The organism is Vreelandella mediterranea (assembly GCF_970647075.1).
In genome coordinates this window covers 3,189,711-3,201,877 of the sequence record NZ_OZ310198.1, presented here as the reverse complement: position 1 = coordinate 3,201,877, position 12,167 = coordinate 3,189,711, and the positions used below count along the sequence as shown (strand labels likewise).

Sequence of the window (12,167 nt, the reverse complement as noted above, 5' to 3'; positions counted from 1 at the left end):
CGCGGCCCGGCTAGCGGTTAAGGATTATTTCCAGCACGAACTTACTACCGAAGTACGCCAGGATCAAAAGCAGACAGCCCCCCAGCGTCCAGCGCACGGCGCGCATGCCCCGCCAGCCGAACCGGTAGCGCCCGATCAAAAGCGTCGTGAAGATGACCCAGGCGGCGATCGAGAGCACGGTCTTGTGCACCAAATGCTGGGCGAAGAGGTTGTCGAGAAAGATCAAACCGCTTGCGATCGAGAGCGTGAGCAGCAGCACCCCTGCCCATACCAGCTCGAACAGTACCCGCTCCATGGTAGTCAGCGGTGGGAGCGACTGCACGATGCCACGAATGTGGTGGTGGCGCAGGGCCTGGTTTTGCAGCCCGACCAGCACGGCCTGAACCGCGGCAATCGCCAGCACCGCAAAGGCCAGCGCCGAGCTTGCCGCGTGCAGTAAAATGCCCGGCGTAAGCCCGGTATGGCTCCCCTGGTTGGGAAGCCAGGTGGCGAAAATCAGCGCGACTCCGGCCAGCGGGAAAAGCGCGATACTGGCATTCAGCACCGGCTTGAATAGGCTTGCGACCAGCACCACGTTCACCGCCACGGCCATCAAAAGCGTCACGCTGGTGGAAAAGCCGGGCAAAAGCCCCGGCGCCTCACCCAGTAGCATGACCACGACCGGTATGTGCAGCAAAAGCCCGAGCGCGCCCAGAAGGCGCACCATGGCCCGCCGCGGGGGCACCCGGCGGAACAGCGTCATGCCCTGCCAGATGGCCGCGGCGATGTAGAGTACAAAAGCGATGGTGGCGAAAGGTAGCGCCTGCATGATGCTATCCGTGCGCTTCGCGCGCGTAAGGTTAAGAAACGTCGTCGATGACCCGGTTGTCGATTAATACGTCTGGTCGTCGATAACCCGGTGGTCGATAAACACGTCGTTGATGAACACGGCTAAGAATAATCAGTCAGGCCGAGAGACTAGCGCCTACTATAACCAATCGTAAAGCGTCGCACAGTAGTGTATCGCGAGAAGCCATAGAGACTCGCGCGTTGAGCGCGTATAATCGAACCTACACACGTCCGGCGGCGTCTACGCCCGGCGGCAGCGATAAAGGCAGAGGCCCCATGTTCCAGAATCTGAGCGAGCGTCTTTCCCAGACGCTGAAGTCGATTAAAGGCCAGGCGCGCCTGACCGATGACAATATCAAGGAAACGCTTCGCGAAGTGCGTAAGGCACTTTTGGAAGCGGACGTGGCGCTGCCCGTCGTCAAGGAGTTCATCGAGCGCGTGCGTGAGCGCGCCGTCGGCCAGGAAGTATCTAAAAGCCTCTCGCCGGGTCAGCAGTTCGTCAAGATCGTTCAGCAAGAGCTCGAAGCGATCATGGGCGAGGCCAACGAAGGGCTGACCCTTAAAAGCTCCCCCGCCGTTGTGCTGATGGCGGGTCTGCAGGGCGCGGGTAAAACCACGTCCGTTGCCAAGCTTGCCCGCTTTTTGCGCGAGCGCGAAAAGAAGAAAGTGCTGGTGGTGTCGGCGGACGTTTACCGCCCGGCGGCCATTGACCAGCTCGAGACCCTGGCGAAAGAGGTCGAGGTCGACTTCTTCCCGTCGAGCTCGGACCAGAAGCCGGTCGACATCGCGAACGCCGCTATCAAGCACGCCAAAATTCAGTTCCACGATGTCGTGCTGGTCGATACCGCGGGCCGTTTGGCCATCGACGAAGCGATGATGGCCGAGATCCAGGCGCTGCATAAGGCGATCACGCCCGACGAGACGCTGTTCGTCGTCGACGCCATGACCGGCCAGGACGCGGTGAACACCGCCAAGGCGTTCCACGAAGCGTTGCCGCTGACCGGCGTGATCCTCACCAAGGCCGACGGCGACGCCCGCGGCGGTGCGGCGCTGTCGGTACGTCACATTACCGGCAAGCCCATCAAGTTCATGGGGATGGGCGAGAAAGTCGACGCCCTCGAACCGTTCCACCCGGACCGCGTCGCCTCGCGCATCCTCGGCATGGGCGACATGCTCTCGCTGATCGAGGAAGCCGAGCGCACCGTCGACAAGGACAAGGCCACCCAGCTTGCCAATAAGGTCAAGAAGGGCGACGGCTTCGATCTCGAGGACTTCCGCGAGCAGCTCCAGCAGCTCAAGAAGATGGGCGGCATGGGGGGCTTGCTCGGTAAGCTCCCCGGCATGGGTCAAATGGCTGAAATGGCCCAGGGCCCAGGCCCGGAAAAAGAGATGGGCAAGCTCGAAGCGCTGATCAACTCCATGACGCCTAAGGAGCGCCGCTCACCGGACATCATCAACGGCTCGCGCAAGCGGCGTATCGCCGCCGGCGCCGGTCTTCAGGTGCCGGATTTGAACCGCCTGCTCAAGCAGCACAAGCAGATGCAGAAGATGATGAAGAAAGCCGGCAAGAAAGGCGGCATGCAGAAGATGATGCGCGGCATGTCCGGCATGATGGGCGGCGGTGGTGGTGGCCCCGGTGGACCTGGCGGTATGGGTGGCCCCGGCGGCATGGGCGGCGGCGGTGGGCTGCCCTGGCGTTAAGGCTCGCCCTTCAAAAGAGTGTGTCTGGTTGACGCCTTATGAGTTTTCTGGCGGCCAGACTTTCCAAGTTGGCCGCATTTGCGTAGAATGCGGCCTCTTCATGCGTGGGTGTTAGGGCTTTGCGCCAGTCGCGCTGCTTCGATCTGCCCGTGAAGTATTGGAAAAACGGTACGTATCAGGCACTTGGGTTTTAGTAACCCCTGTACAGGTAACGCGTACCGGAAACTGCATGATGAGTGTTCTGATGGCGATGTGCGCCATGCTCCACTCTCGTAACCTCAACCGAAGGATAGTTATCGTATGGTTACCATTCGTTTGGCACGTAGTGGCGCCAAAAAGCGTCCCTTTTACCACCTGACCGTGACCGACTCGCGCAACGCGCGTGATGGCCGCTTCATCGAGCGCGTTGGCTTTTTCAACCCGGTTGCCCGTGGTCAGGAAGAGCGTCTGCGCGTAAACCTGGAGCGCGTTGCACACTGGCAGGGCCACGGTGCACAGCTTTCCGGCCGCGTTGCCGAGCTGGTTAAAGAAGCAAGCAAGCAGGCGTAAGTCTGTCGAGAAGTGCCGTATCGAGAAACGCGATGCGGAGACCGAGATACTGTGGTGCTGGATACCCCGGCGCTGGATATAGTAGTAGGAGCGTTGGTGAATGACCCGTGTTGACGCCAGCCAGGTTGACGACGCTCATGTCGTATTGGGTAAGCTGACAAGCCCCCATGGGGTGAAGGGTTGGCTCAAGGTCTACTCCTACACGAATCCGATAGACAGTATTTTGGAGTACCCGGAGTGGTGGGTGCGCCAGGGCCAGACCCTGACGCGTATGCCGGTCATTACGGGGCGTCGCCAGGGTAAGGCGCTGGTGGTGCAGCTCAAGGATATCAATGACCGTACGGCCGCCGAAGCGCTGGCCCAGGCCGAGATCCTGCTGCCCAAAGAAGCCCTTCCCGAACTGGCCGACGACGAGTATTACTGGCACGAGCTCGAAGGCTTACAGGTCTTCACGGTGTCAGGCGAGCGGTTGGGGCAGGTGAGCTACCTGTTTGAAACCGGCGCGAACGATGTCATGGTGGTGCGCGGTGATGAGAACGCCATCGACCGGCGCGAGCGGCTGGTGCCCTTTCTGCCCGATGACGTGGTGCGTGAGGTCGACCTGGACGAGAGCAAGATGATCGTCGAGTGGGACCCTGAGTTTTGATGATCGATTCGAACATCGATTCCCGCACCGAGACGTCCGGTATGGAAAGTGAGCCGACGGCGCCCGCTATGTGGATCGGCGTGGTATCGCTTTTTCCCGAAATGTTCGAAGCCATTACCCGTCAAGGGGTGGTGGGCCGAGCGGTCGAGCGGCGCCAGATCGCCCTCGAGTTCTGGAATCCGCGGGAGTATGCCACCGACAAGCATCGCAGCGTGGACGACCGGCCTTACGGCGGCGGCCCAGGCATGCTGATGAAGGTCGACACACTACGCGGCGCGATTGCCGATGCAAAGGCCCAGGGCCAAGCGCGCAGTGGTCAGGTGCCCAAGGTGATTTACCTTTCACCTCAGGGGCGAAAGCTTGACCAGAAAGGCGTCGAAACGCTTGTCAACGCGGGCCCTTTGGTCGTGGTTGCCGGGCGTTACGAAGGCATCGACGAGCGCGTGGTAGAGAGTGACATCGACGAAGAGTGGTCGATTGGCGACTATGTGCTAAGCGGTGGTGAACTGCCGGCCATGGTGTTGATCGACGCGGCGGCAAGGCTGATACCCGGCGTACTGGGGCATCAGGACTCCGCCATCGAAGACTCGTTTAACGACGGCTTGCTGGACTGCCCGCACTATACGCGTCCGGAAGTGATCGACGGTAAGAGCGTGCCCGATGTGCTTTTAAGCGGCCATCACGGCGCCATCAAACGCTGGCGGTTGAAACAGTCGTTAGGCAGAACCTGGCAGCGCCGACCCGATTTATTGGAAGGGCGCGAGCTGAGTGCTGAGCAGCGGCGTCTGCTCGACGAGTTTATCGAAGAACACGCCCAGGCCCACGGGTAGGCCAGGGCGGCGGTGCAGGGCGTAACGCACCTGCGTCACCCATAACGACTCCCGCGTAGCTCGCTTCGAGCGCCGGGATCACGGTTTGCCCCTTCCACCATTGCGTGGCGAACCATTACGTTATTCAGGAGTAAGCAACATGAGCAGTAAAAACAAGGTGATCCAGGCGCTCGAGAACGAGCAAATGAGCAAAGAGATCCCTGGCTTCGCCCCCGGCGATACCGTCATCGTTCAGGTGAAAGTAAAAGAAGGTACCCGCGAGCGTCTGCAGGCCTTCGAAGGTGTGGTCATCGGTAAGCGTAACCGTGGCCTGAACTCCGCGTTCACCGTGCGTAAAATCTCTCACGGTGTGGGCGTTGAGCGTACCTTCCAGACCTACAGCCCGCTGGTTGACTCTATCGAAGTCAAGCGTCGCGGTGACGTTCGTCAAGCCAAGCTTTACTACCTGCGTGAGCGCAGCGGTAAGTCGGCTCGTATCAAGGAAAAGCTGGCTTAATCGCCGCTTTTCCCGGACGCCTTGCCGGCGCCTGGATACAAAACCCCGTCACCGCTTTGCGGGGCGGGGTTTTTTTATTGGCGCGCTTCAAAGCCTGGAAACGTTGACCCATGAGCGATATCGACACCTTTCTGGACGCCCTATGGCTTGAGCAAGGCGCAAGCGATCATACGTTAGCGGCCTACCGGCGCGATTTGAGTGCCTGGCAAGCGTATCTGACCCGCTTTGACGAACCCCTGCTGGCACCAAGCTCCGGACGTTTCACCGGGCTGCTCGATGAGCGTCAAGAAGCGGGCTACCAGCTGCGTAGCAACGCCAGGTTGCTTTCATCGCTGCGTAGCTTTTACCGCTGGGCGCAGCTTTATGGCCACATCGCCCGGGACCCGCTGGCGGATGTGGCGCTGCCCCGGGTGCGCCCGAGCCTGCCCAATACGTTAGAAGAGGACGAGGTAGAGCGGCTACTGTTGGCGCCGGATACCGCAACCCCGCTGGGGCTTCGCGACCGCACCATGCTGGAGCTGCTTTATGCTTGCGGGCTGCGCGTCTCGGAGTTGGTTGGGCTCTCGAGCGACGCGGTGAATCTGCGCCAAGGCGTGGTGCGCGTGCGCGGCAAGGGCGATAAAGACCGGCTGGTGCCCATGGGCGACGAAGCGATTCAGTGGCTCGAAACCTATATCAAAAACGCTCGGCCGGCGCTAATGAAGGACATCACCCGGCCGGCGCTATTTCCCGGCCGTGCCGACAAAGCCATGACGCGACAAACCTTTTGGCATCGGATTAAAATTCACGCGATAACGGCTAACATCACGCGCCCGCTGTCGCCCCATACGTTGCGCCACGCCTTTGCGACGCATTTATTGAATCATGGGGCCAATTTGCGGGTCGTACAGCTGCTGCTTGGGCACAGTGACCTGTCCACGACGCAAATTTACACGCACGTTGCCCAGGCGCGCCTGGAGCAACTGCACGCAGATCATCATCCACGAGGTTGAAGACCATGGGTCAACGCACCACGTTCACGGCCGGCGCGCCGCCTTACACGCGCCTTGCTTCACTGTTTTTACTGGGCGCGAGCCTGTTACCCGGGCTCGCTCACGCCGACGCCCAGACCCTTTCCGAGCGCCTCGAGGTCAATGGCCAGCCGATGCCGGTCGAGCAGGTCAATGAGACGCCCATGGACGGCATCTACCAGGTGCGCCTGGAAAACGGCGAGTCTTTTTATGCCAATGAAGACGGCAGCTACTTTCTGGTGGGCGATTTGTACCAAAACGCCGAGCAGGGGCTGGTCAATTTGACCGAGCAGGCGCAGAACCAGCAGCGCGTGGCGGCCCTCGATGAGGTGCCGGAGTCCGAGCGCTTCGTGTATCGCGGTGTGGACGAGCCCCGTGCGACGGTGGTGATCTTTACCGACCCGACCTGCCCCTACTGCGAGCGCCTGCACGAGACCGTGCCCGAGCTCAACGAGCGCGGCATTGCCGTACACTACCTGGCGTTCCCGCGGGCCGGCATGGAAAGCGATGCGGCCACTACGCTTGAAAAAGCCTGGTGCTCGGATAATCGCAGTGAAGCCATGACCCGGGCCCAGCAGCGCGAAACCTTAGCGGGCAGCGTATGCGACAACCCGGTCGGCGAGCAGTACGAGCTCGGTATGGCGCTGGGCGTGCAGGGAACACCGGCGATCATTTTGCCCGACGGCCAGATGGTGCCAGGATTTGTACCCCCGGACCGGCTGGTGGGCATGTTAGGCTTGGACGACTAAGCCTGGAAGACGAATAACGCCGCCACGCGTGGCGCACGCCAATTCAAACGTTAAGACGCAGCACGTAGCAAAAGGGGGAAGTATTTTGAAACCGGTAAGAGTAGGCCTTTGTGGTTTGGGAACGGTCGGCGGCGGCACGTTCAACGTATTGACGCGTAACGCGGAGGATATTGCCCGCCGCGCCGGCCGGCCCATCGTGATCGAGCAGGTCGCCCATCGCAGTATTCACCCCGACTGCGACATTACCGGCATCAACGCCACCTCGGACGTCTTCGAGGTGGCCACCAACCCCAATGTCGACGTGCTGGTCGAACTGGTGGGCGGCTACGACGTGGCCCGGGAGCTGGTGCTCACCGCCATCGAAAACGGCAAGCACGTGGTTACCGCCAATAAGGCGTTGATCGCCGTGCACGGCAACGAAATTTTCCGCGCCGCCCACGAAAAGGGCGTGATCGTGGCGTTCGAGGCCGCGGTGGCCGGCGGTATTCCGGTCATCAAGTCCCTGCGCGAGGGCCTGGGCGCCAACCGTATCGACTGGGTAGCCGGCATCATCAACGGCACGGGTAACTACATCCTCACCCATATGCGCGATGAAGGCCGGGCGTTCGAGGACGTGTTGGCCGAAGCCCAGGCGCTGGGTTACGCCGAGGCCGACCCCACCTTCGATGTGGAAGGTATCGACGCCGCCCATAAGCTGACCATTCTGGCGTCTATCGCCTACGGGGTGCCGCTGCAGTTCGACAAAGCCTTCACCGAAGGCATCGCGCGCATCACCGCCGAGGACGTGGATCAGGCGGATAACCTGGGCTACATCATCAAACATCTGGGCATCTGCAAGCGTACCGATCAGGGGCTCGAGCTTCGCGTGCACCCGACGTTGATTCCCAAGGAGCGGCTTCTGGCCAACGTGCATGGCGTCAAAAACGCCATCGCGGTGATGGGCGATGCGGTCGGCCCCACGCTTTACTACGGCGCCGGCGCCGGCGCCGAGCCCACCGCCTCGGCGGTCGTGGCCGACATTCTGGACGTGGCCCGGGATATCACCACCGACCACCACTACCGCGTGCCGTACCTGGCCTTCAGCGGCATCAACGATGATGCGAACCAGCTTCGTATCATGCCGATGGAAGAGATCACCACCGCGTACTACCTGCGCCTTTTGGCGGTCGACCGCCCCGGCGTGCTGGCCCGGGTGGCGACCATTTTGGCCGAGCAGGGCATCTCCATCGAGGCGCTGGTTCAAAAAGAGGCGACGGAAGGGGAGCTCGTACCGATCATCCTGCTGACGCACCGCACCAAAGAGCGCCACATGAATGACGCGATTCGCGAAATCGAAGCGATGGCGGATATCGCCGGTCCCGCGACACGCATCCGCGTGGAGAGTCTGGACGAAGGAGAGTAATCACATGCGCTACATCAGCACGCGTGGGCAGGCGCCCGCGCTCTCGTTCGAAGAGGTCGTGTTGACCGGTATGGCAAGCGACGGCGGGCTTTATGTGCCCGAGACGCTGCCGACTTTCTCGCGGGAAGAGCTGGCCGAGATGGCCGGGCTCTCCTACGCCGAGATCGCCTTTCGCGTGATGAAGCCCTTCGTGGGTGGCGAGATCGATGACGATACCTTCCGCCGCCTGGTGAAGGAGGCCTACGCCACCTTCAGCCACGATGCGGTCGTGCCGCTCAAGCAGCTCGATGCCAACCACTTTTTGCTCGAGCAGTTCCACGGCCCGACGCTCGCGTTCAAGGATGTAGCGCTACAGCTGCTTGGCCGGCTGCTGGATCACTTTCTCGAAAAGCGCGGCGAGCGTGCGGTGATCATGGGGGCCACCTCGGGCGATACCGGCTCGGCGGCGATCGAGGGGTGTCGCCACTGCGACAACCTGGATATCTTCATCCTGCACCCGCATCAGCGCGTCTCGGAAGTGCAGCGCCGCCAGATGACCTCTGTGCTTGCCAACAACGTCTTCAATATCGCCATCGAGGGCAATTTCGACGACGCCCAGGCCATGGTCAAGGCGAGCTTCGCCGACCAGAACTTTTTGCAGGGCACCCGGCTGGTCGCGGTCAACTCGATCAACTGGGCGCGCATCATGGCCCAGGTCGTCTATTACGTGGCGGCCGGTGTTGCCCTGGGGGCGCCGCATCGCGAGGTCAGCTTCTGCGTACCCTCGGCGAATTTCGGCAACGTTTACGCCGGGTATACGGCGTACCAGATGGGCCTGCCGGTCAAGCAGTTCATCATCGCCACCAACGCCAACGACATTCTCCACCGCACGCTTGCCGACAACGACTTCTCCAAGAAGTCGTTGGAAGCCACGCTCGCGCCGTCGATGGATATCGTCGTATCGTCTAACTTCGAGCGGCTGTTGTTCGACGCCTACGAGCGCGACGGTGCCGCGGTGGCCGCCCTTCTGGAGCGATTCCAAACCGAGCCTACCGCGCTTGCCGAGGCGCCGCTTGCGCGGCTGCGCGAAAAATTCGCAAGCTACAGTGTCGACGACGCCACGATTTTGGAAGCGATCCGCGAGGCGCACCACCGCACCGGCGAGATGCTCGACCCGCACACCGCGACCGGCTATCGGGCCGCCGAGCGCGCCCGCGCCGATCAAACCACCCCAGTGGTGACGCTGGCCACCGCTCACCCGGCCAAATTCGCCGAGGCCGTGGTCAAGGCAGGCTTTCAAGGCGTGGCGCTGCCCACGCACATGGATGACCTGCTCGAGCGAGAGGAGCGCTATACGGTGCTTCCCGCGGAGTTGGCCGCGGTTCAGCAGTTCGTCGCCGAGCATCGGCGCACGTATTGATGACCGATTTGAGCGCCGCGCCCACTACGCTGTTACACAACGCCAGCCGTCCTCGTCTCACGCCGCGCCCGGTGGACGAGGCGGTGTACGCTCGGGCCCTGGCCGAGGGGCTCACTGCGCTGCAGGCCAGGCTTCTGGCCTCGCGCCTGCCAGGCTACGAGGCCCCGCTCACGCCGCTGGTCTCCCCAAGCCTTCGCTACCTGGCCCATCCTGAGAAGCTAATGGATGGGCGTCGCGGGGCCGAGCGTATCGCCAAAGCGGTCGCCGAAGGCGAGTCCATCGGTATTTTAACCGACTACGATGTGGACGGTATTACCTCCCACGTGGTGATCCGGCGCACGTTGGTCGAGCTTTTCGGCGTGCCCGAGTACCGGCTTCACAGCCTGATCGGTCACCGTATCAACGACGGCTACGGCATCAGTTTGCCGCTGGTCGAGCGTACGCTCGCGCTCAAGCCGCTGCCGACGCTGGTCATCACCGCGGACTGCGGCAGCAGCGATGAGCCTCGCATCGCCCGCCTCAAGGCGGCGGGCATCGACGTGGTCGTGAGCGACCACCATGCGCTGCCCCAGCAAGGCCCGCCAGAATCCGCCTACGCCTGTATCAACCCGACCCGCGACGACTGCGATTACCCGGATAAAACCATCGCCGGCTGTATGGTGGCGTGGCTTTTGATGTCGCTGGCCCGGGGCGTGCTGATCGAGTGGGGCGTGCTCAATGCGGCCACCCCCAAGCTCTCGCCCTGGCTCTCCTACGTGGCGCTCGGCACCGTGGCCGACTGCGTGTCGCTCGGCGCTAGCCCCGCTAACCGCGCGGTAGTAAGCCAGGGGCTTACGTTGATCAACCGCATGGACGCCGCCTGTTGGCGAGCGATGGCGGCAAGACTTGGCGCGGATAGCGTGCCGTTCAGCGCCGAAACACTGGCCTTTCAGATGGGGCCGCGCATCAACGCCCGCTCGCGTCTCGACGACCCTTACGCTGCACTTCACTACATGCTGGCCGAAAGCGACGCGGTGGCGAACCGCCAGCTCGAAGTGCTCGATCAGGACAACCAGTCGCGCAAGGCGATCGAAGCCGAGATGGCAGAAGAGGCGAAGCGCTTGGCGACCCCCGCCATCGAGGCGGATGAGCCCGCCGTGGTCGTATTCGTGGAGGAGGGCCACGCCGGGGTTCAGGGTATCGTCGCCTCGCGGCTGGTGCAGGCTTACGGGCGCCCGGCGGTGGTGCTCACCAAAGCCGCCGCGCCCAACATGCTTACCGGCTCCGGGCGCTCGATCGAGGGCCTACATATGCGCGACGCCCTGCAGCGCACCTTCGAGCTTGCCCCGGACGCGCTACCCCGCTTTGGCGGGCACAGCGGCGCGGCGGGCGTGGGGCTACCGTTTGAGCAACTCGAGGCGTTCAAGACGGCGTTTTTGCAGGCCGTGACCGAGCAGTTGGGTGATGAGCCGCGCTACCCAAGGCTTTTGACCGACGGCACGCTGTCCGCTGCGCAGCTGAGTTTAACGACGCTGGATGAAATCGAGGCCCTGGGCCCTTACGGGCGCGAGTTCGATCCGCCGCTGTTCGAAGGCGCGTTCATCATCGAGTCGCTGCGCCCGGTGGGCGGCGAAGGAATACACCTGATGATGGAGCTCTCCCAGGGCCCGATCACCTTGAAAGCGATCTGGTTTCGCGCGCTGACTCCCGGCGAGTTACCTGGCTTCGACGTAGGCGACTCGCTTCACTGCGCGTTCAAGCTCAACCGCAACCGCTGGCGCGGCCGGGAGTCGCTGCAACTGATGGTCGAGCACGCCAGCGCCGTTTAGGCGAGCCCCGCCAAGCCGGACGTTTACAACCGAACGATAAAAGGATGGATGCCCCATGCGCGTGGAGGATCTTCCCAGCGACCCGCACAAACCCTATGAAGACGTCATGGCGATGCTGCTGGGCACGTTTTTCGTGGCGCTGGGCGTCACTTTCTACACCCAGGCCGTGCTGCTGACCGGCAGTACCGCGGGGCTTGCGCTTTTGCTCAACTACATGAGCGGCTGGGGCTTCGGTGCCTGGTTCTTCGCGATCAACCTGCCGTTTTATTATCTTGCGATCAAGCGGATGGGGTGGAGCTTCACCCTGCGCACCTTCGTGGCGATCGGACTGGTATCGCTATTCGCCGAGCTGACCCAGCAGTGGGTCGCCTTCGAGCGCGTGCCCTCGCTCTATGCCGCGCTCATGGGCGGGGCGCTGATGGGGATCGGGATGTTGATGCTCTTTCGCCACCGCACGAGCCTTGGCGGCATCAATATCCTCGCCCTCTACCTGCAGCAGCGCCACGGCTGGCGGGCGGGCTACGTGCAACTGGGTATCGACGGGGTAATCCTGCTGGTCGCGCTGACCCAGCTGCCGCTGGATCGGGTGGCATTCTCGGTGCTGGGGGCGGTTACGCTGAACCTCATCATCGCGCTCAACCACAAGCCGGGGCGCTATATCGGCGTGAGCTGATCATGCCCGAATCGGGCCTGGCCAAACGCTAGCCCAGCCAGAACCACCAGACGATCAGGGCGATCAGCAAAACGCC

12 protein-coding genes are annotated in these 12,167 nt (G+C 62.3%); 11 read left to right on the top strand and 1 reads right to left on the bottom strand.

Features of this window, described 5'->3' with window-relative positions:
* Positions 1-10 precede the first annotated feature (10 nt).
* Entirely contained in the window at positions 11-808 is a 798-nt protein-coding gene (locus ACWFVE_RS14775; protein ID WP_447530025.1) for a cytochrome C assembly family protein, read from the bottom strand.
* Positions 809-1,104: 296 nt separating this feature from the next.
* Between ACWFVE_RS14775 and ffh the strand changes: the two genes are divergently transcribed.
* From ffh to ACWFVE_RS14720, 11 genes are all read left to right on the top strand, one after another.
* Positions 1,105-2,529, top strand: a complete 1,425-nt coding sequence (ffh, locus tag ACWFVE_RS14770; protein ID WP_447530024.1) for a signal recognition particle protein — start codon at positions 1,105-1,107, stop codon at positions 2,527-2,529.
* Positions 2,530-2,829: 300 nt separating this feature from the next.
* On the top strand, positions 2,830-3,078 hold the full coding sequence (rpsP, locus tag ACWFVE_RS14765; protein ID WP_447530023.1) for a 30S ribosomal protein S16: 249 nt from the start codon (positions 2,830-2,832) through the stop codon (positions 3,076-3,078).
* A gap of 100 nt (positions 3,079-3,178) precedes the next feature.
* Positions 3,179-3,724: a ribosome maturation factor RimM gene (gene rimM / locus ACWFVE_RS14760; protein ID WP_447530022.1), complete on the top strand. Its 546-nt coding sequence runs from the start codon at positions 3,179-3,181 to the stop codon at positions 3,722-3,724.
* A 68-nt stretch (positions 3,725-3,792) separates the two neighbouring features.
* Positions 3,793-4,554, top strand: coding sequence for a tRNA (guanosine(37)-N1)-methyltransferase TrmD (gene trmD, locus ACWFVE_RS14755; RefSeq protein WP_447530549.1), 762 nt, complete (start codon positions 3,793-3,795; stop codon positions 4,552-4,554).
* Between the two features lie 139 nt (positions 4,555-4,693).
* Positions 4,694-5,050: a 50S ribosomal protein L19 gene (rplS, locus tag ACWFVE_RS14750; RefSeq protein WP_447530021.1), complete on the top strand. Its 357-nt coding sequence runs from the start codon at positions 4,694-4,696 to the stop codon at positions 5,048-5,050.
* 110 nt (positions 5,051-5,160) lie between these two features.
* Complete coding sequence (xerD, locus tag ACWFVE_RS14745) at positions 5,161-6,042, top strand: site-specific tyrosine recombinase XerD (protein ID WP_447530020.1); 882 nt, start codon at positions 5,161-5,163, stop codon at positions 6,040-6,042.
* Positions 6,043-6,047: 5 nt separating this feature from the next.
* Entirely contained in the window at positions 6,048-6,809 is a 762-nt protein-coding gene (locus ACWFVE_RS14740) for a DsbC family protein (RefSeq protein WP_447530019.1), read from the top strand.
* 85 nt (positions 6,810-6,894) lie between these two features.
* Complete coding sequence (locus tag ACWFVE_RS14735) at positions 6,895-8,211, top strand: homoserine dehydrogenase (RefSeq protein ID WP_447530018.1); 1,317 nt, start codon at positions 6,895-6,897, stop codon at positions 8,209-8,211.
* 4 nt (positions 8,212-8,215) lie between these two features.
* A complete protein-coding gene (thrC, locus tag ACWFVE_RS14730) occupies positions 8,216-9,610 on the top strand; it encodes a threonine synthase (RefSeq protein WP_447530017.1) in 1,395 nt (464 codons plus the stop codon).
* Positions 9,610-11,418 carry a single-stranded-DNA-specific exonuclease RecJ gene (locus tag ACWFVE_RS14725; RefSeq protein ID WP_447530016.1) on the top strand — a complete coding sequence of 603 codons (1,809 nt, stop codon included), beginning with the start codon at positions 9,610-9,612 and terminating at the stop codon, positions 11,416-11,418. The genes thrC and ACWFVE_RS14725 overlap by 1 nt, the downstream gene beginning before the upstream one ends.
* A 55-nt stretch (positions 11,419-11,473) precedes the next feature.
* Positions 11,474-12,091, top strand: a complete 618-nt coding sequence (locus ACWFVE_RS14720; protein ID WP_447530015.1) for a YitT family protein — start codon at positions 11,474-11,476, stop codon at positions 12,089-12,091.
* The last annotated feature ends 76 nt before the right edge of the window (positions 12,092-12,167 follow it).